Source organism: Streptomyces sp. NPDC079020 (assembly GCF_044542225.1).
In the GTDB taxonomy this organism is placed as follows: Bacteria; Actinomycetota; Actinomycetes; order Streptomycetales; family Streptomycetaceae; genus Streptomyces.
In genome coordinates this window covers 210,674-235,224 of the sequence record NZ_JBITUB010000009.1, presented here as the reverse complement: position 1 = coordinate 235,224, position 24,551 = coordinate 210,674, and the positions used below count along the sequence as shown (strand labels likewise).

The following is a 24,551-nucleotide window of genomic DNA, read 5'->3' as shown; positions in this document are numbered from 1 at the left end:
GACCGGGCGAGCCCGTTCAGCCCGGTCCGGAGCCCGCGCTCCGCACCAGCGCCCGGTGCGAGGGCGAACCCTCCGGGGCCGTCATGACGACCAGTTCGAGGGCCCGCGCGCCGGGGATCACGTACACCGTGTAGTCCAGCCGCAGCCGGCCCGCCGACGGATGGTCGAGGTCCTTGTGGCCGGTGCCCGGCCCGCGTACGTCGTGGTCCTCCCAGGCGGCGGCGAACTCCTGGCTGTGCGCGGTGAGTTCGGCCACCAGGCGATTGCCCCGCGCGTCATGGGGATCCGCCGCCAGCGCATCGCGCAGCCGGTGCGCGTTGCCCCTGGCCACGGCGTCCCAGTCCACGAAGAGCTCCCTGGCGCGCGGGTCGCCGTAGGCGAACCAGGCGAGATTCCGGTGCGCGACGGGCAGCGCGGCGAAGTCGGTGATCAGCCGGACCGCCGCGTCGTTCCAGGCCAGCACGTCACGCACGGGACTGATCACATAGGCGGGCCACACCGTGGTCGCCCGCAACAGGCGCAGCGTCGCCCCGGGGACGGGAGAGCAGTCCCCGGCCGGGCCGTCCCCCGGTCCCGTACGCCGCGCCGCGCGGACGGTGAGGCGGTGCAGATGGCGCCGGGCGTCGGCGTCCAGGCGCAGCGCCGAGGCCAGCGCGTCCAGGACCTCCGCCGAGGGATGACGCTGGCGGCCCTGTTCCAGCCGGGTGTAGTACTCGGGGCTGATCCCGGCCAGCACCGCGACCTCGGCCCGGCGAAGACCGGGCAGCCGGCGCACCCCGGAACGCGGCAGGCCCACGCTCTCCGGCGTCAGCCGGGCCCGGCGCGAGCGAAGGAAGTGCGCCAGCGCGGGAAGCGGCGACGGAGCGACGCCGGAAGCGGACGGCGCCGGGACGGGGCCCAGGGCGGGCGCCGCGGCCGGGGTCGTCGAATGCGGTGCCGGCACAGGGTCCGGGGAGCTTGGCGCCGGGGGTACGAGATCCATACCGCCCCATTGTCCCCCTCCGGCGCGACGGCGGAGGCCCCGAGGGTGGCCCTGCCGGGGCTACCCCCGACCGGTGTCTGGTCCACCCCTTCCGGCCTGCGAAGACTGTGCGATGTCAGCATCGTCCGTGCCTCCCGGAGCCCGCATATGTCCACTGCCCCCGTACTCGACCGCCCGACGGCGGCCCCGCGGTACCTGCCCCTGCTCGTCCTCAGCGCCGCCGCCGGGCTCGATGCCGGAAGCGTCGCCGTCCTCAACAGCGCACTGCCGTCCCTGGGCGCCGAATTCGGCACCTCGGCGCAGAACCTGTCCTGGGCGGTGACCGGCTACGCGCTCGCGTTCGCCGGACTGCTGCTCTGCGGCGGTGCCCTGGCCGACCGGTTCCGGCGGCGCCGGGTGCTGGCCGCGGGGCTGCTGATGCTGGCGGCCGGAGCCGTGCTGGCCCTCCTCGCCCCGGCCTTCTGGCTGGTCGCCGTCGGCCGCGTGGTGCAGGGTGCGGGCGCGGCGGTCACCATGCCCGCGGCCACCGCCCTGGTCACCGGGCTGTACCCGGCGGGTGCCGCCCGGTCCAGGGCGCTCGGCATCTACGCGTCCGCGCAGGCCGGCTGTTACGGGGCCGGGCTCGTCCTGGGCGGTGTGATCACCGACGCACTGGGCTGGCGCGGGGTGTTCGCCCTGCAGGCGGCGGCCGCCGTGATCACCGTGACGGCAGCCGTACGGTGGCTGCCGGCCGGCACGGCGCAACGGGCGCGCCGCCTGGACCCGGTCGGCGGCGGCGCCCTCGTCGTGGCGATCGTCCTGCTCGTGCTGGGTGCGGACCTGGCGACGCGGCCGGGTGACGGACTGTTCCTGATCGCCTTCGGTGCCGCCGCGGGGGCCGGTGCCGTGTGGTGGCGGCGCGGCCGCACCCGCTCCGCCGACGAGGTTCTCCTGGACCGGGCGCTGCTGCGCGTCCCGGGTGTCCGCACCGCCGCGTTCGTGGGGACGGCCTTCTACTTCTGCGTGAGTGGTTCGCTGTTCCTGCTGCCGCTCCATCTCCAGCAGGTGCGGGGGATGACGGCCGCCGCGTCCGGGCTCGCGGTGCTGCCGGTGAGCCTGGCCGTGACCGGCGCGGCGCTGGTGTCCGGCCGGCTGATCCCGCGGTTCGGCGCACGCCCCGTCCTGGCCGTGGGCCTGACGGCCACCGCGGGCGGGGTCCTGCTCTGGTGCCTGACCGGTGCTCATTCCTCTTACTGGTGGCCGGTCTTCGCCGGACTCGTCATCACCGGGACCGGACAGGGACTCGCCTTTCCCGCGATCACCGTCACCGGTCTGGGCGGGGTCGGGGAGGCGGCCCACGGCACCGCGTCGGCGGTCACGGTCACCGCCCTCCAGATCGGCAGCGCGGTGGGCCCGGCGGTCCTGGCCGGGGTGGCCGCGAGCGCGGGATCCGGGACCCCCTCGCTGTCGGGACACCATCTCGCGTACGCCGTGGCCGCGGGCGTCGTCCTGCTGCTCGGGCTGCCCGCGGCCGCCCGGATCAAGGCCGCCGGGCGGATCAGGGGGTAGGCCCTTTCGTCCGGAAGGCCACGGGTGCTCCGGCGGTGGAGGGCCCTCAGTCCTCCGGAAGGTTCTGCTCGGCCCAGATGATCTTGCCGTGAGGCGTGTAGCGGGTGCCCCACCGCCGGGAGAGCTGGGCGACGAGGAACAGACCGCGTCCCCCCTCGTCCGTCGTGCGGGCGTGCCGGAGACGGGGCGAGGTGCTGCCGGAGTCGGAGACCTCGCAGATCAGGACGGACTGGCGCAGCAGCCGCAGCCGTACGGGCCCGGAGGTGTACCGGATCGCGTTGGTGACCAGTTCGCTGACGATCAGTTCGGTCGTCATCGCCAGCTCGCCCAGCCCCCAGGCCTCCAGCTGCCGGGCCGCGCGGGCTCGGGTACCGGCCACGGCCGACGGTTCGGAGGGCACGTCCCACGAGACGACCTGGTCGCTGCTCAGGGCATGGGTGCGCGCGAGCAGCAGCGCGATGTCGTCGGGCTGCGGCACGGGCAGCAGCTGCTCGACGGTGGTGGAGCACAGGGTGTCCAGGGGCAGGTCCCGCCGTGCCATGGCTCGGCCGAGCCGGGACATGCCGTGTTCGACGTCCCGGTCGGTTCCCGCGATCAGACCGTCGGTGTACAGGCCGAGCAGGCTGCCCTCGGGCAGCTCGATCTCCATCGCCTCGAAGGGCAGCCCGCCCAGTCCCAGCGGGGGACCGGCGGGCAGTTGGGGAAAGCTGACCTCCCCGTCCGGGGTGACGATCACGGGAGGCGGATGTCCCGCGCGGGCCATGCTGCAGCGCCGCGTCACCGGGTCGTAGACGGCGTAGAGACAGGTGGCGCCCAGCACCGTCGTACTGGCGGGGGCCGCGGCCTGGTCGGCGGACTCCTCCTGGCTCAGCGTGAGCACCAGATCGTCGAGCCGGGCCAGCAGCTCGTCGGGCGCCAGGTCCATGTCGGCCAGGGTCTGCACGGCCGTGCGCAGCCGCCCCATGGTCGCGGCGGCGCCGATGCCATGGCCCACGACATCGCCGATGACGAGCCCGACCCGGGCGCCGGACAGCGGGATGACATCGAACCAGTCGCCCCCGACCCCGTCCTTCGCGTCCGCGGGCAGATAGGAGGAGGCCACCTCCAGCGCCGTTCCGCCGCGGAGGGTGTGCGGGAGCAGACTGTGCTGAAGGGTGAGCGCCGCGGTGTGCTCCCGGGTGTAGCGGCGGGCGTTGTCCAGGGAGACCGCCGCCCGCGCCACCAGTTCCCGGGCCGGTGCCACGTCCTCCTCCGCGAAGGAGACCTGGTTCTGCGACCGCAGAAAGGTCGTGAGGCCCAGCACGGTGTCCCGCGCGCGCATCGGTACACAGATCAGGGAGTGCAGCCCGAACTCGCGGATCTTCGCCGTCCTCCCGGGCCGGCCCACGTCCCACAGGCGGCTCCCCGGGGAGATCACCGGGATGAGCACCGGCTCCCCCTCGGCCAGGAAGCTCAGGTCGTGCGCCGGGGCGGCGAAGTACACCCGCTCCCCGATCCGCGCGACGGCCTCCGGGCAGCCTTCCCGCACCGAACGCATCCCGGCACGCCGCAGCAGTGGACCGGACTCCGGCCCCGGTGCGCCGGACCGCCACGCCTCGGGGTCCCCGGTGCTGACGGCCGGCTCCAGAAGGTCGACGAAGACCAGGTCCGCGAAGCGCGGCACCGCGAAGTCGGCGAGTTCCTGAGCGGTGCGCATGACGTCCAGGGTGCTGCCGATACGGGCCCCGCCCTCGTTGACGAGAGACAGCAGCCGCCGGGCGTTCCACCGGTCGGTGACATCGAGGACGAGGTAGGAGACACCGATGACGGTCCCGTCCCCGTCGACCAGGGGGAAGAACGAGGCCGAGTAGGCGTGCGGGCGATGCGGATCGGCCCAGCTCCACCCCCGGTACTCGTAGTCGTTGACCGGTACACCGGTCTCCACGACCCCGCGCATCACCTCCTCGATGCGCTCCGCCCTCAGTCCCGGCAGCACATCGCTCATGCGGTGGCCCAGACGCTCCTCACGGGGGACCCCGCCCAGACGCTCCAGGGTGTCGTTCAGCCAGATGTAGCGGAGATCGGTGTCCATTACCGCCATGCCGACCGGCGAGCGCGTCAGGAACCCCTCCAGCACGGACTGGCGCATCGTCCACTGCGGCTTGCGCTCGCGCCCGGAGACGAGGAAGCTCTCGCGCCCCCCGATCAGGAAGGACGCGGACACCCGCAGTTCCACATCGACCCGGCGGCCGTCACGGTGGCGCAGGGGAATAAGCCCGCTCCAGCCGGTCCCCGCCCGGCACCGCTCGGCGATCGCGGCCGTGCGGATCGGGTCGGGGGCGTCCGCCGGCAGCACGGCCGCCGACCGGCCGGTCATCTCGTCCGACGGGTACCCGAGCAGGTCTTCGGCCCCCCGGGTCCAGCCGATGACCGTCCCGTCCCCGGAGAGCACCGCCGTCGCGTCGTTGGACGCCTCGAAGGGCGCCTGCGGCCCCGTGGCGGGCGCGGCGCCGGAGCCCGCCCCGGGCTCCTCACTGGCGGCTGCCATGCACCTCACCACCGTTTCTAGGCTTCCATGGTCCCGCGTCACCCGGGAATGTGCACGAGCGTGGCCGCGGGGTGGCCCGCGGCCGGCGTACTCGGGGCCGTTTCCCCGGCCGGTCAGTAGCGCACGCAGATCCTGCGTTCCCTGAGCCAGTGGCCGAACCAGTCGCCGAAGGGAAGGGTGATGCACCATCTGCGCCCGAGGGCGGGGGCGGGCACGGCGGGTGTGGGCCGAACGGGGGCCGGGGTGGGCGTGGGAGCAGGGGTGCCCGGGGTCTGTGGCCCGGCGATCGAGGCGAGCATGGAGCGGTACACCCGCGTCGACTCGGGATTGCCCGCGCACTGCCACACGCCGTGCGGGCAGTAATCCGTGACGGTCTGGTACACCGGGTCGTGCTCATCGATCCAGGTGAGCATGCGGCGCATGTATTCGGGATTGTCGCCGTTGCGGAAGAGCCCCCACTCCGGATAGGAGATGGGCTTGTCGTGCTCCGCGGCGAAGTCGACGTGCTTCCGCAGTCCGTAGGGGGTATTGACCTGCTCGTCGAACGATTCGCCGGGGGGCTGGTCGTAGGAGTCCATGCCGATGATGTCCACCACGTCGTCGCCGGGATAGCAGTCGGTCCAGGGGACCGCGTCCTGTCCTCTGCTCGGCGCGAAATCGAAGCGGAACCGCTGGCCCGGTACCTCGCGCATGGCGGTGACGATACTTCTCCAGTACGCCTTCCACGCCGGGGGATCGGGAGCGCAGCGATGTGTGTACGTGGTGCCGTTCATCTCCCAGCCGAGCACGATCACGGTGTCCGGGATGCCCAGGGAGACCAGCCGCTCCGCCAGCTTCCGGAAATGCCCGTCGTAGTCCCCGTCGGCCCCCGAGCGCAGTATGGTGCGGACCTCGGAATCGGGAACACGGTCCTCGTTCCGCTCCAGCATGGGTGTGTTCAGTACGAACATCCGGTCGTCCTGCGCCTGCCGCCAGGCCGCCCAGGAACGCAGGAATTCCGGACGGCCCTCGATGTTCACCCAGAGATCGCCCGGCAGGTAACTGTGTCCCGCGCGCAGCTCCGTTCCGCCGAGCCAGCGGGACAGGCCCGCCATTCTCCGGACCCCGGCCGGTCCGTAGTCCAGATACGCGCCGTGCGCGGTACGCGCGGTGCCCGCCGGGCCCGGGGCGGCACCGTCGACCGTGTCGGGATCCGGCGGGACCTGCCCGGCGATTCCGCCGCCGGCCAGGACGCTGAGCACTGCGGCCGCGACACACGCGCTGATGAGACGGCGCTTTGCGGGCATGAACGCCCCTCCTGGCTCCGGTGGAACTCCGGCCGGCCGGCCGGTATACGAGGATTCATCATCGGTTACCACAGGGTGCGAATGTGCCATTGATGATTTCTGGCGTTTCGGCCGGTCCATTCAAGTGAATCCCTGGCGGAAGGGTTTCGGTGGTGGGTTTGGCTACTGAAAGGTGAAGGGTAGGCGGCGTACCCGGTTGTCGAAATTCGAATCGACGAGCTCCGTGTCTCCCACCTGTCGGAAGACGTTCTTCCTGGTGAGTAGTTCTCGCAGCAGGGCTTTCATCTCCAGCCGTGCCAGGTGTGCGCCGAGGCAGTGATGAGGACCGCCTCCGCCGTATCCCAGGTGGGGATTGGGAGAACGGGTGATATCGAAGGTGTCGGGGTCGGTGAATACGGTTCTGTCGCGGTTGGCCGACGCGTAGAAGAGGGCGACCTTGTCGCCGGGGAGGAATGTGCGTCCACCCAGGGTGTATTCCGCCGTGACGGTCCGGCGGAACTGGATGATCGGTGTCGAATGCCTGACAATTTCGTCCACGGTGCTGTCGATGTGCCGGTCGAAGTCGGATTCCAGCAGTTCGCGTTGGTCCGGATGAAGGGTCAGCAGGGACAGTCCATGGGCGATGGCGTTACGGGTGGTCTCCACACCGGCCACGAGCAGCAGCGAGAAGAAGGCCCCCAGCTGGCGCGAGGACAGTGCCTCGCCGTCGATGTCCGCACGGACCAGGGCGGAGACGAGATCGTCCTCGGGGCGGCGGCGGCGCTCACGGGCGAGTTTCGCCATCACGAACTGCATGCGGGCCAGGGAACGCAGACCGCGCCCCGGCACGCGCAGCCGGGCGCGGCCCCGGCGTTCGACACCGACGTGCTCCGAGGCGTGATCGATCTGCTCGGCGATGCCCGGACGGCAGTGCCCGGGGATGCCCATCAGGTCGCAGATGACCTCCAGCGGCAGCCGGGAGGGGGCCGACGGCATGAAGTTCCCGGGGGACTCGCGGGCCATCTCGTCCACCAGCCGCCGGGCTGCCCTGTGGATGTTCTCCTCGGCGGCCGCGAGCAGCCGCGGAGTGAAGGACCGGGAGATGATCCGGCGCATGGCCGCGTGCTCGGCGCCGTCCATGTTGACCATGGAGTTCCCGAACACCGCGCGCGCCCAGCGCGCCGGCTCCGGTGTGGTGACGCCGGGCGCGCTGGCGAAGATCTGCGGATTGCGGCTGGCGGCCCGTACGTCCGCGTGTTTCACCAGCGCGTAAAAGGCGCTGCCGAAGGTGCGCGAGGCGCCCGGACGGGGCGTGAACTCCACCGGCGCGTCGAGCTCCCGCAGCAGAGCGAATGCCCGCAGCCGCTCCGGGCGCGGCAGGCGCCAGAAGAGCGGATCGGCGGGATTCACCTCCTCCAGGCGCGGTACCCGGTCCCCGGACAGCTGTGCCGGAACGTTCATGCCCACCACCTCCACGAGTTCGCAGGCCATGTTCCGGCCCAGGGCCCGCCGGCACGCGAACGACGCGGAGGACAGGGAGTTCTCGCCCCGGCACATCACGCGATTGCCGGAACCCGGCGGGCGCGCGGTGTCCGGACGGCGACCGCACCGGCGGCTCCCCGCCGCCGGCTTCGACTTCCGCGACGCCCGGAAGAGCCAACGAGAGGAAGGTGGCCAATCCATGGCCTTGACCACGGAACCGAGCGGCCCCCCGGCCCAGGAGCGCGTCCCGACCCGTCGCATCGTTCTGCGTGCCGCGTTCACAGTGGGCATGGTCGCGGGTACGGCCGCCGTGCTCGCGCCGGTCATCGACGGCGATCCGGCACCTGGCGCCGGTGCCGCGCCGGGCGCCGGGGCGGCACCGGGGGCGGGGCCCGTGTCGCGGGCCGGCGCCGTCACAGCGGCACGGCCGGAACCGGAGGCCCGGCCGCGCGCGGAGCGGTTCGCCGAGATGTACCGGGGCCGCGAGATCCGGGGGACGACGACCGCCGGGGCGCCCGCGGAGGCCGCCGCGGCGCCGGTGCACGCGGGTCATCCCGTCGCAGGCCCGCAGGACATCGAGGTCCATATCGACGGCAGACCGCTGCACATCATGACTCGCGCAGACGGGACCTATCTGAGCCACGTCAACCACTACGAGTCCTTCCCGACGCTGGTCGAGACGGCCCGCACCGCGGTCGATGAACTGGGACGCGCCCAGCTGTCCCTGCCTTCCACCCACAGCATGTGATCCAGGAGGACGAGTGACGGTGTACAACCGGAAGAACCAGCGCGATCTCACCAGGACGGAGAAGCGGCGGCTGGTCGACGCGCTCCTGCGGCTCAAACGTTCCGGGCGGTACGACGAGTTCGTGGTCATGCACCAGGAGTTCTATGTGTCCGACACCGAGAACCGGCTCCGGCCCGCGCACATGACACCTTCCTTCTTCCCCTGGCACCGGAGGTACTTGCTGGAATTCGAACGGGCCCTCCAGTCGGTCGATCCCGGGGTGTCGGTGCCGTACTGGGACTGGACCCGGGACAACACCCCGAGTTCCTCCCTGTGGGCGGAGGACTTCCTCGGCGGCAGCGGCAGGGCCGGTGACCGGCAGGTCACGACCGGCGCGTTCGCGTACGCGCAGGGCAACTGGCCCACGAGCGGCGGCACGACCGAGGACCGCTTCCTCTCCCGCAACCTCGGCAGGCCCGAGAACCCGATCACGCTGCCCAGCAAGCAGGACGTGGACCGGGCGATGAGCGACCCGGTCTATGACGCGGAGCCGTGGAACAGCGTCAGCGAGACCGGCTTCCGGAACCGGATCGAGGGCTGGGGCATCAGGAACTCACGCCCGGTGGCGAACCACAACCGGGTGCACCAGTGGGTCGGTGGTCCGATGGCCGGGGCCGCCTCGCCCGACGACCCGGTCTTCTGGCTGCATCACGCCTTCATCGACCTGCTCTGGGCACGCTGGCAGCAGGCGCATCCCGGCTCCGCCTACCTGCCGGGCAGGAAGCCGGCGTCCCCCGGGGTGCAGCGCGGCCGGGTCTTCGGCCTGGACGAGCGGATGCCGCCGTGGGATGTCGCGCCCTCGCAGCTTCTGGACCACACCCGCTTCTACCACTACGTGTGAGGGCCGGTCTCCGGAGCCGGTGCCCGGGAGGACCGCCCCGGCGCCGGCCGCGCGCGGTGCACGGGGCACGGGGAACGGCCGGTCTCCCTTCCGCCGGCGGAAGGGAGACCGGCCGTTCCGGCGGGGAGATCAGTGGCCGTAGCCGTATGCCCCGTCGTCCTCGTTTTCCTGGTGCTCCCCGGACGCGTTCACGCAGGTGTTGCCGAAGGCCGGGTTGAGCAGCCCGACCACGTTGATCGTGTTGCCGCAGAGGTTGATCGGCACGTGAACGGGGACCTGGACGACGTTGCCCGAGATGACGCCCGGGGAGTGGGCGGCGACGCCCGACGCACCGGCGTCGGCGGACGCCAGGCCGGCGCCGCCGGCGATCAGGGCACCGGTGCCCGCCATCACGGCGGCAACCTTGGTCATACGCGACATCAGTACTCCTTGTAGGTATTGCGGTTGACCGCGGAGCGCGAGGCCCCGCATTCACTGACAACGCGAAAGTCGGCAGACGGTAACGGATCAACGCATAGGTGATATCTCCGGCCTGCCCGGAATGCCTGCCGACGGGCCCGCTCCGGGTGCCTGCACCGGACGCCGGCCGCAGGCATCGTCACCGGTGGCCCGGCGACCGCGTCACCGTCCGACGGCGGCGAGGCCCGTCAGCCGGGCGTGCCAGTCCCGGGCGGCGGGGAAGCGCGCCCGCACGGTCCGTGCCGCCAGTTCCCGCGCGCTCACCTGCGACGCGCGCAGCCGCAGCAGCGGATCCAGAGCGGAACGGGCCAGCAGCAGCCGCTGATTGACCACGGCGACCGGCTGCCAGTGGCTCTTGTACTGCTCCGATCCGCGCAGCAGGCTCAGCACATCGCGCCCGGTACCGGCGGCCTGCCCCGCCGTATCGCGCAGCAGCAGGGACGCCATGTCCACCTTCCGGTCCCTGAGCGAGGGATGCGCCCCGTAGAGGTAGCCCCCCGTCAGACGGCCGGAGTGCAGTGCCATATTGACCGCGACCACCTCGCCCCCCATCCGGAACTGGGTGAGGGACGCCTCGCCGTCCCGGACCATCCGCCGGGTGGCACGCACCAGATGGGAGTGGAAGCGCGCCGTGAGATGCTCCGGGTTGACGTTCCGTCCGCGCCACTGGAGCTCGTGCAGCCGCAGCAGACGGCCGACCGCGGCCGGCACCCCCTGCTCGGGCACCGGCTCGCACACGATCCCGAGCGCGTCGGCCTTGCGGAGCTTGGCCCGCACCCGCTGAGCGCGCGAGCTGGACATGCGCCGGACGAGTGCGTCGACCGGTACGGCGGGCAGCTCCAGACACGTCGAGTCCGTGAGCCGGCTCTTGGACCCCGGCCACATCCCGAACAGAAGCTGCGCCGACGCGTCCGGCCGCACCTCCCGCAGGTCGATCACCGTGTGCTGGGCGGCCCGGTCGAGCCCGCGCGCCAGGGCCGACACAGCGCGGCCGGCCTCGTCCTCGTCGACCAGGACGTCGAAGAAGTCGGAGATGCCGCCGCCCATGGGCACGAGCAGCGGCATCGGCCGGTGCACCAGCATCAGGGGTGCCGCGCCGACCAGCCGGCCGCCGCGGCGTGCCAGGACCACCCGGAGCCGGCCCTCCTGACCGTAGGAGAGCCACCACGAGTGCAGCCAGGCGTGGCTCTGGAAGGGCGTGGCCGTGGCGCAGCGGCGGTGCAGCGCGTCCCACTGGCCGGCGAGGACGCCGAACTCCCGGGGATCGCGGCAGAGCGTGACGCAGAGGCCACCGGGTTCGGGGGCGGTCATCGTACGAGCTCGCGGTCGCCCGGGGTGACGGGCTCACCGGCGGTCGCGGGTCCGGGGACCTGGGCGGAGACGGTCCAGCCCTTCCGGCGGGGCCGTACGAGGAGGACGAGCCCGCCGGACAGTCCGCCCGCGCTCGCCCCCACGGCCGTGCCGACCGGAACGGACGGGGAGACCGCCCGGTCCGGTGTCATGGCGTGGGTGAACTTGATCAGCTTCACCCCGGTGTCCGCCGCGACGTGATCACTGCCGACGACGAGGGCCTCGATGACGGCGTTGGCGATGTCGGCCGCCCGGCGCGGATCGGCCGATGTTCCGGTGACCGCGATCATGGGCGAGTCGGGCGAGGTCTCCGAGGCCACCCGGGAGCGGAGGACCGCCGCGGGCTCCCCGGCGGCCCCATGGGCGTACGAGAGGGTCGCGTCACTGGTGGCGAGCCGGCCGTAGGACTGGGCGTAGCCGATGGCCGCCGCCGGATCGGAGCCCTCCTCGGCCACCGCCAGCGCATAACTGGTGGCGGCGTACTCGGGGGACTTGAACATGCCGTAGGAGAGACCGCATGCCGCGCCCAGCACGACGCAGACGGGCAGGGGCCACCAGTGGGGCCGGCGCGGGAGGGCGCGCCGCCGGCGGTCGGGGCCGGGGGCGGGCGGCTGCTTCTCGGGCGACTCGGTCATGAGTGTGCTCTCCAGGTCGGTGGGGCGGTGTCGAGGGCGTGCGTGTAGATGTCCATGAGGCGTTCGCCGCTGCGCCTGATGTCGTAGTGGGCGACGGCCGGGGGCGGCGGCAGCCGGTGGGACGCGGTCCGTATCCGGTGCCGCAGGGCCGTCGTCAGTTCCCCGGCACCGCCGGTGACGCGGGTGGCTCCCGGGGCGAGGCGGGCGGGCAGGTCATCGATCGCGGGGCAGGCCCCGTGCAGTACGGGCAGCCCGGCCGCCAGCGCCTCGACCGCCGCCAGACCGAAGGACTCCTCGCGGGACGCCGAGACGAACACGTCCATGGCGCTCAGCAGCGCGGCGACACCGGGAGCGGGACCGGACCCCTCGGCCTCGCACGCGCCGAGGAAGCGGATCCGGTCCAGGGCGCCGAGCCGGCCGGCCAGCGCCCGCAGCGACCCGGCCTCGGGTCCCTCCCCGGCCAGCAGGAGCCGGGCGCCGGGCAGCGCGGCGACCGCGCGGACCAGCACGTCGAAGCGTTTGCCCGGCACCAGCCGGCCCACCCCGCCGACCACGAAGGCGTCGGCGGGTACGCCCAGCAGCGCCCGGGTCGTACGCCGTTCCCGGGCGTCGAAGCGGAATCGGTCCGCGTCGATGCCGTTGGGCACGAGGTGAATGCGCGCGGCGGGCACGCCCCAGTCCCGCAGCCGTCCGGCGACCGTGGCGGAGACGGCGACCGTCGCCGACCCGAGCCGCTCGGTCCCCAGGTAGAGCGCGCGGGTGCCGCGAGTGAGCGGGCGGCCCTCGATCTCCGCCCGTCCCAGCGAATGCTCGGTGGCGACCGCGGCGCGGGTCCGGGCCAGACGCGCGGCGATCCGCCCGTAGACGCAGGCGCGGTACAGATGCGTATGGACGAGGTCGTACCCGCCCGCGCGGATGAACCGGGTCAGCCGGCCCACGGCCGTGACGTCGCGGTTGCCGCCCATGCCCAGATGAGCCACCCGCACACCGTCCGCCCGCAGGCCCGCGGCGACCGCACCCGGATTGGTGAGCGTCACGACATCGCAGTGGACCGGCAGATGACGCAGCAGCAGCCGCAGCTGCTGCTCGGCGCCCCCGACCCCGAGCCCGGTGATGATGTGCAGGACCCTCACCGGTGCCCGCCCGTCGCAGCGGCCGGGGAGGCACCGTCGCCGGCGGGCGGGCCGGTCCGGGGACGCGGACCGCTCTCCGGGCCGTACCCGCTGCTGTACCGCCAGGCATGCCGCAGCTCCTTCACCCGGAGCCGGAGCCCCCGGTCCGCGTGGCTGACGTGCGTACGGGGCAGGGCGAGCGCGCCGAGCGGGGCGGCGGGGGCGAGCGCGCAGCCGTAGCCGTAGCCCGCGTCGCGCACCGCGTCCGCCACCCGCCGGTCGACCGTGCCGTACGGATAGCAGAAGCCCTCCGGCGCCGTGCCGGTGATCTCGTGGATCAGCTCCCGGCTGCGGTGCGTCTCCGCGTGGAGTTCCTCGTCCGCCAGCGCCGTCAGATGCCGGTGGAACAGGCCGTGCGAGCCGATCTCCATACCGGCGTCGGCGACGCGGCGGATCTCCCGCGCGGTGAGCAGGGGCCTGCGCGGGCCCAGCGGATCCCATTCGTTGGAGCCGCCCGGCCGGCCGGGCAGGACGAAGACCGTCGCCGTGCACCCGTAGCGGCGCAGCACCGGCAGCGCCTCCTGGACGAAGTCCGCGTACCCGTCGTCGAAGGTCAGCCCGACCAGCCTCCGCCGTGCGACGGCGTCCGCGCGCAGCAGGGCGGAGACCCCGACCCCGGTCAGGCGCCTGCTGCGCAGCCAGGCCAGCTGCCGGTCGAGCCGGCCGGGGGAGACGGTGATGCCGTACGGGTCGTGCCGCGGGTCGCCCACCGAGTGGTAGGTGAGGATCCACGGCTGGACGCGGGCGGCCGGACGGAGCCGGGAGAAAGGGGAGCCGGCGCGAGGTGCCGGAGGGTCAGCGGCCATGGAAGAACCTCTGTCGGATGAGAGCCAGCGGATGAACCACTTCGGGGGCCCGGAGGACGAGCCCGGCCAGCAGGAACACGACGGGGACCAGAACACAGCCCGTGGCCAGGCTCCGCACGGGGCCGGTCACCGCGGGGGCGGCGGCCCAGCCCGCCGCCCCCGCCACGGCGGCCGCGCATGTCAGCCGGCCCAGGGAGGCGGCGACCGTCCGGACCCGGATCGCGATCACACGGGTACCGAGCCCCGTCAGCAGGAGCAGCGCCGCGGTGCTGATGCCGAGGGCGTTGGCCGCGGCGATGCCGTTGACGCCGAAACGGAACGTCAGGGCGTACCCGGCGCCCGTGGTGACCAGGAGCCCCGTGACCATGGCGAAGGCCGGGAACCAGGTGGGCCGGCCGGCGGAGAAGAACGGCCTGCTCAGCGCGCCGACGAGACAGTGGCCGAGCAGCCCCGCGGCGTAGACCCGCATGACCTCGGCCGTGGCCGCGGTGTCCCGGGGGCCGAACGCGCCGCGCTGGAAGAGCACTTCGATGATCAGGGGCGCGTACCCGAGGACGACCGCCGTGCCGAGCAGCACGACCGTCGCGGCCAGGGCGAGATCCCGTTCGACCCGGCGGCGGGCCCTGGCCCGGTCCCCGTCGGCCATGGCCCGCGCGACCACGGGAAAGGTCACCGTGCAGATCATGAGGGACAGCACCATCGGCATCTGCGCGACCTTCTGCGCGTAGTTCAGATGCGAGATGGCACCGGCGGGCAGGGTGGAGGCGAGGACCCGCTCGACGAGCACCTGCGACTGACGGCTCACCACGAACAGGACGACCGGGGCGAGGACCGCGGCACCCAGCGGCGGGACGGCGCTCCTCGTGACGCGGGGACGCCGGGCACGGGACGGACGGTTCCGGCGGCACGGGCGCGGCAGCAGCCGGAGGAGGGCGGGCAGCTGCGTCAGGATCATCAGCAGGCTGCCGACGGCGACCCCGGCCGCGACGGCGCGGACGCCCCAGGCCGAGTGGAGCGCCAGGGTCATGCCGATGATGCCGATGTTGTACGCGGCGTAGACCCCGGCGGGCGGCAGGAAGCTGCGGTGGGCGCGGAGCGCGGCGCTGAAGTAGCCGGTGATGCCGAAGGTGAGCACGGTGACGGAGGTGATCCGGGTGCAGTCCACCGCGAGCCGGGGGTCGTCCAGACCGGGCGCCAGAACGCCCACGGCCCAGGGAGCGCCCGCGATCAGCAGCGCGGCGCCGCCGGCCAGCAGGGCGAACAGCCGGGGAAGGGTCCCGGCAACCAGTGTCCGTACCGGGTCCTCCGCAAGGACGCCGTCCCGGGGTGCGGCCGTGCGCAGGGCCAGGGCCAGGCTGAAGGCCGGGACGAGGAGCAGGGCCATGCCGTCCTCGATCAGTACGGTCGCCGCCATCTCGGGCACGGTCCAGGCGATGAGGAACGCGTCGCTCGCCTCGCTCGCGCCGAAGTACCGGGCGATGGCCTGGTCCCGGACCAGCCCGAGCAGGGCGCCGAGAACCGTCAGCGCGGCGGTGGCGGCGGCGGCCCTGGCCAGGAAGGAACCCAGCCCGGGGGGCCCGTCGTCGGTGCCGGGAGCACTCCCCGCGGTCCGGACAGGAGCGGTGGCGGCGGCCGGGCCGGTGGAGACATCGGCCCGCCGGAGGGCGGACTGCCCGGGTGCGGCCGGCCGTTCGGGTGGCGGGGGAGTGCCGGGGGCGCTCTCCGCGAGGGGACGCGGCCCGGCCTGCGTTCCCGTGCCGGTATCGCTCACGCGGCACTCACCTGTTCCGGTTCGGCCAGTGCCCACCAGGCGGCGAGCCCGAGAACGACTCCGCTGAGCACGGTCGTCGGGCCGCCGATGTCCGCGTACAGGAAGTTGACGCTCTGCCAGATCATCAGGCCGACGGCGGCCAGCCCGCAGTCCACCGCCGCGTGACCCCGGGACCGGGCGAGGAACAGCCTGCGCACGGCACCGGCCAGGATCGCGCCCCAGCCGGCCAGCACCGCGGTGAGCCCGATCAGCCCCTGCTCGGCGAGCACCAGCAGGTACATGTTGTGCGGCGACAGCAGTGCCTGCTTCCGGTAGGCCTGGCCGGCGCCCTCGGTGTCGCTGCCCGCGGACAGGCCGATCGTGGCGTGCCCGTCGAGGTGTACGGGGAAGCCCTTGAGGCCGACCCCCGTCGCGGGCTGCTCGTGCCACATCCCCGCCGCGGCTCCCCACAGGGCGTACCGGTCGCTGACCGACCGGTCGGGGTCCGAGGCCACGCGGGTGACGCTGTCGAGCCGCTGCGAGATCATCCCGGAGCCGATGCCGAGGCCTCCGACGAGTACCACCCCGGCCGCGCACAGGACGGCGAGGGAGCGGGTGGCCTGCCGCCGGCCGGTCAGCACGAGGATCGCGACGACCGCCGCCGCTGTCGCGATCCATACGCCCCGGCTGAAGGACAGCGCGAGCGGAACGGTCAGCGCGACAGCGGTGAAGCCGGCGCACGGCCGGAGCCAGGAGGGTGCGCCCCGGGGCGCGCGCAGCGCGTGGGCGGAGGCCACGAGCAGGCCGTAGGCGACGACGGTGGCCATTCCCATGATGTCGCCGGGGCCGAACGTGCCCACCGCCCGGATCTCCTCACCCCGGTACGAGGCACCGGTGCCGGTGACGTACTGGTGGACTCCCGTGACGCCCTGGACGAGGGCGAGCAGCACGAGCGCGCCGGTGAGGACCCGGAAGCCCTGGGCGTCCCTGATCAGGAGGAACACCGCGGCGGGCACCAGGACGAAGACCTGGAGGTAGCGCACGAGTCCGGGCAGCGCGGCCGACGGGTCCGCCGCGGTGACCGTCGCCACGGCGAAACCGAGGGCGGGGATTCCCAGCACCAGGGCCGCCGCCGCGGTGAGGGGGCGCCGCCCGAGGTACAGCAGTCGTCCCACGCACAGGAGTACCGCGATGCCCGACGCGATGTCTGCCGGGGGGATGTCCGGCCAGGCGGCCGGTCCCGCGGCCGGCATCGGGACGCCCGGCAGCAGCACGGTGGCGACCAGCGGGAGCAGGGGCCACTGGTGTCTCCACCGGCCCGCGGCAGCGCGGGGGACGGTGGGCGCGGGGGGCGCCGAGGGGTACGCGACGGCCATGATCAGCTGCCTCCGAGCCGGAAGAGGGAGCCGGCGGTGCGGGCGAGCACGCACGCGTCCTGCCAGAGCGACCAGGTCTCGATGTAGCGGTTGTCGAAGCGAGCCCGCTCCTCGATCGAGGTGTCGCCGCGCAGACCGTTCACCTGGGCGAGCCCGGTGATGCCGACGGGCATCCGGTGACGGGCCTGGTAGCCGGGATGGGTCCGGCTGAACTGCGCGACGAAGAAGGGGCGTTCGGGGCGGGGGCCGACCAGGCTCATGTCGCCGCGCAGGACGTTCCACAGCTGCGGCAGTTCGTCGAGCGACGTGCGGCGCAGCAGCCGCCCGGCCGCGCTCATGCGCTGATCGGCGGCGACGTTCCACCGGGTGGCCGACTCGTGGGCGTCGGCCGGCCGCAGCGTACGGAACTTGAGCAGGACGAACGGCCTGCCGTGCCGGCCCACGCGCTCCTGCCGGAAGATGACGCCCGGTCCGTCGGAGAGCCGCACCGCCAGGGCGCAGACCGCCAGCAGGGGTGCCACCGCGACCAGGACCAGCGCGGCCAGCACGGCGTCCATGGCCCGCTTGACCGCGTAGGTCACCGGCCGCCGGTCCGCGCTGTGCAGCGGGTGGGCGGCGAAGCCCCACAGATGGTCCGGTCCGGTCCGGGCCGGACGCGGGGTGACGGCCCCGGTCGCGGGGCTGTCGATCAGCCAGACCCGGCAGCCGTGTCCGGCGAACAGACCGAAGAGAGCCGCGCCCTCGGGGGTCGACTCGGGCGGGGCGGTGAAGACGGCGTGCCGCAGACCGTTCTGGACGACCGCACGGCTCACCTCCTCCACCGTCATCAGGGCGGGCAGCGGGACGGCGCCGGACGCGGGCGCGGTGAACCCCTCGTCCGGGGCGGCGGCGGGGACGAACCGGCCGACCGGCCGCAGCCCGTACTCGGGGTGGGCGAACAGGGCCGCCGTGACCTGCTGGGCGGTCCTGCCGTGGCCCACGACGACGGTGGACCGGGGGTTCCTCGCACCGGACCGCAGACGTGCGCGGTGGGCTCCGGCCCGCGCGGCCCCGCACAGCAGGGTCTGTGTCACCGCCGCGGCGGCCAGCGTCGACCAGCCGATCGCGTGACGCGGGTCCCACGCCGCGAGCGCCTCGGCGGTCACGTACCACTGGAGCAGGGCGAGGCCGAGGAGCGCGGGCAGTTCGGACAGTGCCGAGGGGGACAGCCCCTGCCGGTACAGCCCCCGGTAGGCGTGCAGCGTCAGCTGGACCGCCGCCTGGACGGCGAGCGACGGCGAGGGCCACGGCACCGGGGAGAGCAGTGCCGTCGCGGCGCCCACCGCGGCTCCGTCGGCGAGCAGAAGCCGTACCACGGGGCTGTACCGGCCCGCGCCGTGCGGGCGGCGCGCCACCTGGGTGCGGCCTCTGCTCCTGCGCGGCGGATGAACCGTGTGCGCCTGTACGGCTGTTGCCCGGGCCGCGCCGGGGACCGGCGCACTCTCCGTCGTCATCGCTCGGTGCCCTTCCTCATCGTGGGGCCGGACAGGCCGACGAGTTCCTGGTAGAGCCCGGCGACCGCCCGCGCGGTCCGCCGGACGTCGAAGACCGCCCGCGTGTGGCGCTGGACGCTGCGGGACAGCGCGTCCCTCAGCGCCGGATCGGTGAGCAGGCCGGTGAGCGCCGCGGCGAGCGCCGCCGGGTCCTCCGGCGGCACGATGCAGTGCGCCTCGCCCCCGGGCGGGAGGCTCTCCCGGGCGCCGTTGACGTCGGACATCACGACGGGCCGGCCGCAGGCCATGGCTTCGAGGGGAGCCAGCGCCATCCCCTCCCAGCGGGAGGGCAGGACGAGGACGTCGGCCGCGTGGATCCACGGCCGCACATCGTCGCTGGCCCCGGTGAACAGCACTCCGGCGGGGGCCGTGGCCCGCAGGCTGTCCCGGTCGGGTCCGTCGCCCACCAGGACCAGCCGGGCACCCTCGACCCGCATCCGCCGCCAGGCCCGCAACAGCACGTCCTGGCCCTTCTGCCGGCTCAGGCGGCCGATGCAGACGACCAGCGGGGCTCCGGCCGCGACGCCGGTCAGCAGCGGGAGGGCGGCGCGGGCCGACCGGCGGTCCGCGGGGTCACCCGGGCGGAAGCGGCCCAGGTCGATCCCGTTGTGGATCACCGAACAGCGGGCGGTTATGCCCGCCTCCCGGCCGGTGCGGAGCTCGGACTCGCTGACACACAGGATGTGGTCGGCCCAACGCGCCCCGAAACGTTCCCACTTCAGCGCGAGATCCGCGGTGCGGCCGCCCACGGCCTCGAACGACCAGGCATGCGGCTGGAAGACGGTGGGCACCCGGCCGCGTACGGCGAGACGGCCGGCGAGACCCGCCTTGGCGCTGTGCGCGTGGACCACGTGCGGGCGGCATTCCCGGACCAGCCGGCCCGCGGCGGTGACCTCTCCGGCCAGCCGGTGGCCGGGTGTGCGGACCGCGGGCCAGCTGTGGACCAGCGCCCCCGCCGCCGCCGCTTCGGCGGCCAGCGGTCCCACGGGTGGACAGGCCACCACCGGCCGCAGACCGGCGCGGGCCTGCGCCCGGACGAGGTCGGTGACGACCCGGGCCACGCCGCCGTCCACCGGCTGTACCAAATGAAGGACCGTCAATTGTCTTTCTTCAGTGCAACGCTTTTGCAGCACGGCTGGCTCTCTTCTTACGTGCCACCGGAGTGCGGGCTCGAAAATCCCCGGTGTCAGGAGTTTCTGGCGACGGTGGTCCGACCGTCGAAGAGGGTGGGCGGACGGATGGCCGAGGAGGAGAGGCCGCATCCGGGAGGCCGTTCCGCGACTTCTTGGACGTGACGTCCCGTGACGTCAATTTCGGAATCAATCCAGTGGGTAAAGACGAAGTGCACTTTGGCAGACCGGAGGCCGAAAGGCGTGCGTGACTCGCTCATGCGTCCTCGCGCGGAACACCCGAATGGCAGCCTGTGGCCAGCGCTGTTCGGAGTGCATTGAGCCTTTTGGAGGTCAGATCCCCGGCACTCCGCCGGGCGATGCCGGGTGGTCACGGCAATATTTTCACCCGGACGCGGAGCTTGTTTCACGGTCCGTGTTTCACTCTTCTCGCGAGGGTTACCCGCGGCCGTTCGCCTCAATATCCGTAAGGCGCATCATTCGTTCGGCCGGTAGGTTTGCCCTGTCCTCCGCAGCGCGGGGAGGGCGCGCATAGTACGTGGAATACAGGCCGTCCTCGATATCGCGGAAGAACGCGGGCCAGGGCCCTTCGGGGGAGAGTGCGCCCGGGTCGGCGGCGGCGAATTCGGCGCGGAGCCGATCGGCGAAGCGGGCGAGCTCGGCGTACGGCGTGTCCCAGCCCTCGCAGGACTCGCCCTCGGCGCGCAGCTGCTGACGGAGCAGCAGCTCCAGCATGCGGCGGAGCGACGACAGGTCCGTGTGCACGGGGCGGAAGTCCCCGGGGAAGAGCGCGATCTCGTCGGGGTAGACGTACACCGTGCCGTCGCCGAGGTGGAGAAAGAGGTACCAGCCCTGTACGGCCCCGAAGAGCAGCAGGTCACCGAACTCGCGCTCCGCGATCTCGACCGTGTCACCGAGGTCCACCAAGCGGGACCCGCCCACGGCGCAGTCGTCCGCCGCGAGCGCCGGGGCCATCGCGAACGGGCGCTGGGGAAGCCCCGTCACACAGAGGGCCCGGAGGTCCTGCGGCCGGCGCACCACACCGGCGAGGACCTCGGGCGAGGCCCGCACCCAGCGGGATTCCGGCACGCCGGGGCGCGGCTCCTCGTCGTCGGCCTCGAAGATCATGCGCTGTGTCCCCTCCGCAGCGGCCCCGTCCGGGACGGGACGCCCCGGGCCGCGACGCCCGCCATCATCTCAGGCGGCGTCGCGGCCCGGGTATCCGGCCCGGCGGTGCTCAACGGGCCGTGCTCAAAGGGCCGTGCGGTGCGCACCGGGGCGGCATCCGGAAGGTGCGGCGCCGTCACCTGGTGCGCTGGATGAGGAAGGGCAGGAGCGCGAGGATCTCCTCGTGGGCCGTCGGCGCGAGCGGAACACGCTCCAGGCAGTCGCGGGCGGCCGCCAGGTTCTCGTGCGCCTCGGCGAGGGCGGCGGCACGCCCCCCGGCATCCTCGATCAGTCCGGCCGCCCGACGGGCGGCTTCTTCGCCGAGCGGTCCGTCGGCGCCCAGGAGCGTGTCCAGCCGACGGGCGGCGGGGTGGCCCGAGGCCAGCGCCGCGAGGACGGGGAGGGTCTTCTTGCGGCGGCGCAGATCGCTGTGCACCGGCTTGCCCGTCGTCGCCGGGTCGCCCCAGATGCCGAGCAGGTCGTCCACCGCCTGGAACGCCACCCCGAGGTGCCGGCCCGCCCGGTCCAGCACGTCGGCGGTGCCGGCCGGCGCCCCGGCCAGTTCGGCACCCAGCGCGGCCGCGCAGCCGAGCAGGGCGCCGGTCTTGTTCTCGGTCATCGACCGGTACTCGTGCGGGCGCACCGCACCCGTACCCGTCCAGGGCCGCGACTCGAAGAGCAGGTCCTCCGCCTGACCGCGCACCAGGTCGCTCAGCGCCGAGGCCAGCCGCCGCACCGCCGGGGCACCGCACCCCCCGGGTGCGTCCGCCAGCGTCTGCACAGCCAGGGCGAAGAGCGCGTCCCCCGCGAGTACGGCCGGGCCGGTGCCGTACGCCTTCCACACGGTGGGGCGCTGCCGGCGCGTCTCGTCGCCGTCCATGATGTCGTCGTGCAGCAGGGAGAACGTATGGATCAGCTCGACCGCGACCGCGCCGGTGACCGCCTCCTCGCCCGGCGCGCCGGCGGCCTCGGCGCCGAGCACCGCCAGTGCCTGGCGCAGTCCCTTGCCCTGGGAGCCGGTCAGCGGGCTGCCGTCCACGTCGCTCCAGCCCAGCGAGAAGGCGGCCATCCCGGCGTGCCAGGGGTGCAGACGCTGTACGGCCCGGGAGAGCGCCGGACGTACGAGGTCGCGGCAACGGGCCAGCACCAGGGGGGCGGTGTCCGGCTGGGTGACGGGGGCGCTCATCGCCGGCCGCTCCCGTCGCCGCTCGGCGCCACGCCGAGTTCGGCGTACGCCTTGTCGACCATGTCGCGGGCGTTGAGCAGGCCGATCCGGTCGAGTGTCCGGCGCAGCCCGTCCAGTTCGGCGGCGGTCTCGTGCCGGTCGCGGCCGAGCCGGGCGCGGGACTTCACCAGACCCAGCCGGGCCAGCGCCTCGCCCCGCGGCTCGCTCATCTCGCTGAACTCCGCGAGCGCCTGCTCGTAGATCTCGCGGGACTCCTCGTAGCGGCCGGCGCGGAAGAGCACATTGGCGCGCATCTTGTGGTTGTAGGCGAGCGCGCTGGACAGCTTCATCTCACGGCAGGTGCTCTCGGCCTCCGAGAGCAGGGTGAGGGCGCGCTCCGTGTTCCCGTCGCGCACGGAGACTATGTCGGCTATCCCGCGCAGTGCCCAGGCACGGCCGCGCCAGTCGTCCGCGTTCCGCGCCAGCTGGGCCGCCTCCTCGAACATCTCCAGCGCCGTGTCGAGCGAGCCCGTGTTGCGGTGGATCTGCGCGATGCCCTCCAGCGCCCACACGGTGTGCCGGGCCTCGCCGCGTACGCGGGCCTCGGCGAGCAGCTGCTCGTGCAGGGCCGCGACGGTCCCGTAGTCGCCCTGGATGCGCCCCGTCTCGGCGAGACCGGCGAGGGAGTAGCCGCGGGCGACGACGTCCCCGCCGCGCTTGCCCATGTCGGCGGCGAGCCCGAGCAGCCGGAACGCGAGCCGCAGGGCGCCCCGTTGCCGGGCCAGCGTCCCGCCGCTCCACAGCGCCCAGGCCATGGCCCCGAGGTCCTCGGCCGAACGCGCGGCGCGGTAACTGGCCTTCCAGGCCAGGTCCGCCTCCGCCACGTGGCCGAGCCGGCGGTGCGCCTCGGCCACGGCGAGACCGGCACGCGCCACCTCCGCCGGCGAGCCGGAGGCCTCGGCGGCCGCCAGGTGACGGATGCCCTCGGCGAGTACGTCGGTCAAGGAGGAGTTCACCGACATCTTGGTGAGAGCACCTTGGTACTCGGGCGCCAGTGCTTTGCTCTGCATGGGTGCCTTTCGTGCGTCCGGCCCGGCCGCGGCACCACTATACATGTGATGTATACATGGAGTGCATAGCAGTATCCCGCTCGGAGCCCGGAACTGGTGGGGAGTGGGCGCCACGTGTCCTGTGCGGCGGCCCGTCCTGTCGTGGATCAAGACGGAAGTCGCGCGTCATGGGTTGCTCGGCGCCCTCAAATGTCTTGCCGGGATACGGATTCGGGACATCGGGGAAACCCTCCGCCACGGAGCGTCGCCGTACGGCGCCATGTCCCGCCGCACGCGAGGGCGTGCGTCCGCCGGGGGCGGGGGGCGCCGGCCTTACGCTGACCGCATGCCGAACCAGGTGCCGATGAGCGAGGCGGTCCGCGCGGTGCTGGGCACGCCCGCGGAGTCCACCGTGCTGGAGAGCAGCCCCCGGACGAGGGTGTGGCGGGTCGGGCTCCGCGACGGCGGGCGGGTGATCATCAAGCAGATCGCCGACGGCGGCGACGCCGTGCGGAGCGCCGACGCCCGCTTCGCCCGCGAGACCACCGCGCTGCGGCTCGCCGCACGGGCGCCCCGGCCGGGCGTCGCTCCCGCACTGCTCGCCACGGACCCGCCGAACCGGGTGATGGTCCTGGAGTACCTGGACGGGCTCGGCCCGGCAGCCGACTGGCTCCCGGAGTACGCCGGTTCGCTCGCCCGGCTGCACGCGCTCACGGGCCCGCGGGACGCGGGCGCCCTGCCCGCGTGGTCCGGTCCCACGGCCCGGGACGCCGAATCCTTCCTCGCGTTCGCCCGCGCCCTCGAAGTCCCCGTACCGCCCGGAGTGCCGGACGAACTCGCCTCGCTGCTCGACCGGCTGGACCCCGCCCCCCACCACGCGCTGCTGCACGGCGACCCCTGCCCCGGTAACGACCTGCGCACCCCCACGGGAGTCCGCTTCATCGACTTCGAGCAGGCCTCCCTCGGGAACGGACTCGTCGAACTGGCCTACCTGCGGATCGGGTTCCCGACCTGCTGGTGCGCCATGTCGGTCGCGCCCGCGCCGCTCGCGGAGGCGGAGGACGTCTACCGCTCCACCTGGCGGACGCTGACCGGCACGGACGTACCGGGCGACCTCGCGGACGTCTGCGCGGGCTGGCTGATCCGCGGTGACGCACTGGTCGAGCGGGCCCACCGGGAATCGGCCGATCACCTCGCCCGGGTACCCGCGCGGGACTTCATGTGGGGGTACGTCTCCGCCCGGGAGCGGCTGCTGCACCGGCTGGGGGCGGTCGCCGCGCTCACCGCGGACCATGAACACCTGCACGGCCTGGGCCGGTTGTGCGCCGGCCTCCTCGCGCGGGCGGCGCGCCGGTGGCCGGGCCTGCGCCCGCTGCCCGCGCAGGACGCACGGCCCTGGCCCTGACCGCGAGCGCGGGGTCCGGCCGGGCACTGCCTGCCGGACCTCGCGCCGGCGCGGCACTCACGGAAGAGCTCAACCGCCGTGCGGATGGGTGGGGGTGAGGGGCGCGCCCCTCACCCCCACCCA

20 protein-coding genes are annotated in these 24,551 nt (G+C 73.5%); 4 read left to right on the top strand and 16 right to left on the bottom strand.

Going from position 1 to position 24,551, the window contains the following annotated elements; genetic code table 11:
* Positions 1-16 precede the first annotated feature (16 nt).
* Positions 17-982, bottom strand: coding sequence for a helix-turn-helix domain-containing protein (locus ACIGJO_RS20890; protein WP_399960092.1), 966 nt, complete (start codon positions 980-982; stop codon positions 17-19).
* A gap of 147 nt (positions 983-1,129) precedes the next feature.
* On the opposite strand from ACIGJO_RS20890, the gene ACIGJO_RS20885 reads away from it, so the two are divergent.
* Positions 1,130-2,530: an MFS transporter gene (locus tag ACIGJO_RS20885; RefSeq protein WP_399960090.1), complete on the top strand. Its 1,401-nt coding sequence runs from the start codon at positions 1,130-1,132 to the stop codon at positions 2,528-2,530.
* A gap of 46 nt (positions 2,531-2,576) precedes the next feature.
* On the opposite strand, the gene ACIGJO_RS20880 is transcribed toward ACIGJO_RS20885, so the two are convergent.
* From ACIGJO_RS20880 to ACIGJO_RS20870, 3 genes are all read right to left on the bottom strand, one after another.
* On the bottom strand, positions 2,577-5,057 hold the full coding sequence (locus tag ACIGJO_RS20880) for a SpoIIE family protein phosphatase (RefSeq protein WP_399960088.1): 2,481 nt from the start codon (positions 5,055-5,057) through the stop codon (positions 2,577-2,579).
* 113 nt (positions 5,058-5,170) lie between these two features.
* On the bottom strand, positions 5,171-6,343 hold the full coding sequence (locus ACIGJO_RS20875) for a glycoside hydrolase family 26 protein (RefSeq protein ID WP_399960086.1): 1,173 nt from the start codon (positions 6,341-6,343) through the stop codon (positions 5,171-5,173).
* Between the two features lie 162 nt (positions 6,344-6,505).
* Positions 6,506-7,783 carry a cytochrome P450 gene (locus ACIGJO_RS20870; protein WP_399960084.1) on the bottom strand — a complete coding sequence of 426 codons (1,278 nt, stop codon included), beginning with the start codon at positions 7,781-7,783 and terminating at the stop codon, positions 6,506-6,508.
* Between the two features lie 220 nt (positions 7,784-8,003).
* Here ACIGJO_RS20870 and ACIGJO_RS20865 point away from each other — a divergent pair, with 220 nt between their 5' ends.
* Both ACIGJO_RS20865 and ACIGJO_RS20860 read left to right on the top strand, forming a co-directional pair.
* Positions 8,004-8,552 (top strand): tyrosinase family oxidase copper chaperone, encoded by a 549-nt coding sequence (locus ACIGJO_RS20865; RefSeq protein ID WP_399960082.1) that lies wholly within the window; start codon positions 8,004-8,006, stop codon positions 8,550-8,552.
* A gap of 19 nt (positions 8,553-8,571) precedes the next feature.
* A complete protein-coding gene (locus tag ACIGJO_RS20860) occupies positions 8,572-9,432 on the top strand; it encodes a tyrosinase family protein (RefSeq protein ID WP_399960273.1) in 861 nt (286 codons plus the stop codon).
* Positions 9,433-9,561: 129 nt separating this feature from the next.
* Here ACIGJO_RS20860 and ACIGJO_RS20855 read toward each other — a convergent pair whose 3' ends face one another.
* The 12 genes from ACIGJO_RS20855 to ACIGJO_RS20800 form a co-directional block, all read right to left on the bottom strand.
* Positions 9,562-9,852, bottom strand: coding sequence for a chaplin (locus ACIGJO_RS20855; protein WP_399960080.1), 291 nt, complete (start codon positions 9,850-9,852; stop codon positions 9,562-9,564).
* 201 nt (positions 9,853-10,053) lie between these two features.
* The gene (locus ACIGJO_RS20850) at positions 10,054-11,202 is read right to left on the bottom strand and encodes a GNAT family N-acetyltransferase (RefSeq protein ID WP_399960078.1); all 1,149 of its coding nucleotides are present in this window, start codon (positions 11,200-11,202) and stop codon (positions 10,054-10,056) included.
* The gene (locus tag ACIGJO_RS20845) at positions 11,199-11,876 is read right to left on the bottom strand and encodes a lipopolysaccharide biosynthesis protein (RefSeq protein WP_399960076.1); all 678 of its coding nucleotides are present in this window, start codon (positions 11,874-11,876) and stop codon (positions 11,199-11,201) included. Before ACIGJO_RS20845 ends, ACIGJO_RS20850 begins: the two co-directional genes overlap by 4 nt.
* Entirely contained in the window at positions 11,873-13,009 is a 1,137-nt protein-coding gene (locus tag ACIGJO_RS20840) for a glycosyltransferase (protein ID WP_399960074.1), read from the bottom strand. Before ACIGJO_RS20840 ends, ACIGJO_RS20845 begins: the two co-directional genes overlap by 4 nt.
* On the bottom strand, positions 13,006-13,854 hold the full coding sequence (locus tag ACIGJO_RS20835) for a polysaccharide deacetylase family protein (protein WP_399960072.1): 849 nt from the start codon (positions 13,852-13,854) through the stop codon (positions 13,006-13,008). Before ACIGJO_RS20835 ends, ACIGJO_RS20840 begins: the two co-directional genes overlap by 4 nt.
* Positions 13,844-15,625 (bottom strand): lipid II flippase MurJ, encoded by a 1,782-nt coding sequence (locus ACIGJO_RS20830; RefSeq protein ID WP_399960070.1) that lies wholly within the window; start codon positions 15,623-15,625, stop codon positions 13,844-13,846. The genes ACIGJO_RS20835 and ACIGJO_RS20830 overlap by 11 nt, the downstream gene beginning before the upstream one ends.
* Complete coding sequence (locus tag ACIGJO_RS20825; protein ID WP_399960068.1) at positions 15,622-16,980, bottom strand: O-antigen ligase family protein; 1,359 nt, start codon at positions 16,978-16,980, stop codon at positions 15,622-15,624. Before ACIGJO_RS20825 ends, ACIGJO_RS20830 begins: the two co-directional genes overlap by 4 nt.
* Positions 16,981-16,982: 2 nt before the next feature.
* The gene (locus tag ACIGJO_RS20820; RefSeq protein ID WP_399960065.1) at positions 16,983-18,473 is read right to left on the bottom strand and encodes an exopolysaccharide biosynthesis polyprenyl glycosylphosphotransferase; all 1,491 of its coding nucleotides are present in this window, start codon (positions 18,471-18,473) and stop codon (positions 16,983-16,985) included.
* Positions 18,470-19,645 carry a glycosyltransferase family 4 protein gene (locus ACIGJO_RS20815; RefSeq protein WP_399960063.1) on the bottom strand — a complete coding sequence of 392 codons (1,176 nt, stop codon included), beginning with the start codon at positions 19,643-19,645 and terminating at the stop codon, positions 18,470-18,472. Before ACIGJO_RS20815 ends, ACIGJO_RS20820 begins: the two co-directional genes overlap by 4 nt.
* A gap of 435 nt (positions 19,646-20,080) precedes the next feature.
* A complete protein-coding gene (locus tag ACIGJO_RS20810; protein WP_399960061.1) occupies positions 20,081-20,770 on the bottom strand; it encodes an SUKH-4 family immunity protein in 690 nt (229 codons plus the stop codon).
* 175 nt (positions 20,771-20,945) lie between these two features.
* Complete coding sequence (locus ACIGJO_RS20805; RefSeq protein ID WP_399960059.1) at positions 20,946-21,995, bottom strand: polyprenyl synthetase family protein; 1,050 nt, start codon at positions 21,993-21,995, stop codon at positions 20,946-20,948.
* On the bottom strand, positions 21,992-23,044 hold the full coding sequence (locus ACIGJO_RS20800) for a tetratricopeptide repeat protein (RefSeq protein WP_399960057.1): 1,053 nt from the start codon (positions 23,042-23,044) through the stop codon (positions 21,992-21,994). Before ACIGJO_RS20800 ends, ACIGJO_RS20805 begins: the two co-directional genes overlap by 4 nt.
* Positions 23,045-23,369: 325 nt before the next feature.
* Here ACIGJO_RS20800 and ACIGJO_RS20795 point away from each other — a divergent pair, with 325 nt between their 5' ends.
* Positions 23,370-24,428: a phosphotransferase gene (locus ACIGJO_RS20795; protein WP_399960055.1), complete on the top strand. Its 1,059-nt coding sequence runs from the start codon at positions 23,370-23,372 to the stop codon at positions 24,426-24,428.
* The last annotated feature ends 123 nt before the right edge of the window (positions 24,429-24,551 follow it).

What these genes read in the sequence shown, in the direction of transcription:
- ACIGJO_RS20875 (WP_399960086.1), bottom strand. Translation starts at nt 6,343, where the DNA reads ATGCCCGCAAAGCGCCGTCTCATCAGCGCGTGTGTCGCGGCCGCAGTG.
- ACIGJO_RS20825 (WP_399960068.1), bottom strand. Translation starts at nt 16,980, where the DNA reads ATGGCCGTCGCGTACCCCTCGGCGCCCCCCGCGCCCACCGTCCCCCGC.
- ACIGJO_RS20810 (WP_399960061.1), bottom strand. Translation starts at nt 20,770, where the DNA reads ATGATCTTCGAGGCCGACGACGAGGAGCCGCGCCCCGGCGTGCCGGAA.
- ACIGJO_RS20855 (WP_399960080.1), bottom strand. Translation starts at nt 9,852, where the DNA reads ATGTCGCGTATGACCAAGGTTGCCGCCGTGATGGCGGGCACCGGTGCC.
- ACIGJO_RS20800 (WP_399960057.1), bottom strand. Translation starts at nt 23,044, where the DNA reads ATGCAGAGCAAAGCACTGGCGCCCGAGTACCAAGGTGCTCTCACCAAG.
- ACIGJO_RS20870 (WP_399960084.1), bottom strand. Translation starts at nt 7,783, where the DNA reads ATGAACGTTCCGGCACAGCTGTCCGGGGACCGGGTACCGCGCCTGGAG.
- ACIGJO_RS20835 (WP_399960072.1), bottom strand. Translation starts at nt 13,854, where the DNA reads ATGGCCGCTGACCCTCCGGCACCTCGCGCCGGCTCCCCTTTCTCCCGG.
- ACIGJO_RS20795 (WP_399960055.1), top strand. Translation starts at nt 23,370, where the DNA reads ATGCCGAACCAGGTGCCGATGAGCGAGGCGGTCCGCGCGGTGCTGGGC.
- ACIGJO_RS20865 (WP_399960082.1), top strand. Translation starts at nt 8,004, where the DNA reads ATGGCCTTGACCACGGAACCGAGCGGCCCCCCGGCCCAGGAGCGCGTC.
- ACIGJO_RS20880 (WP_399960088.1), bottom strand. Translation starts at nt 5,057, where the DNA reads ATGGCAGCCGCCAGTGAGGAGCCCGGGGCGGGCTCCGGCGCCGCGCCC.
- ACIGJO_RS20885 (WP_399960090.1), top strand. Translation starts at nt 1,130, where the DNA reads ATGTCCACTGCCCCCGTACTCGACCGCCCGACGGCGGCCCCGCGGTAC.
- ACIGJO_RS20820 (WP_399960065.1), bottom strand. Translation starts at nt 18,473, where the DNA reads ATGACGACGGAGAGTGCGCCGGTCCCCGGCGCGGCCCGGGCAACAGCC.
- ACIGJO_RS20890 (WP_399960092.1), bottom strand. Translation starts at nt 982, where the DNA reads ATGGATCTCGTACCCCCGGCGCCAAGCTCCCCGGACCCTGTGCCGGCA.
- ACIGJO_RS20845 (WP_399960076.1), bottom strand. Translation starts at nt 11,876, where the DNA reads ATGACCGAGTCGCCCGAGAAGCAGCCGCCCGCCCCCGGCCCCGACCGC.
- ACIGJO_RS20850 (WP_399960078.1), bottom strand. Translation starts at nt 11,202, where the DNA reads ATGACCGCCCCCGAACCCGGTGGCCTCTGCGTCACGCTCTGCCGCGAT.
- ACIGJO_RS20805 (WP_399960059.1), bottom strand. Translation starts at nt 21,995, where the DNA reads ATGAGCGCCCCCGTCACCCAGCCGGACACCGCCCCCCTGGTGCTGGCC.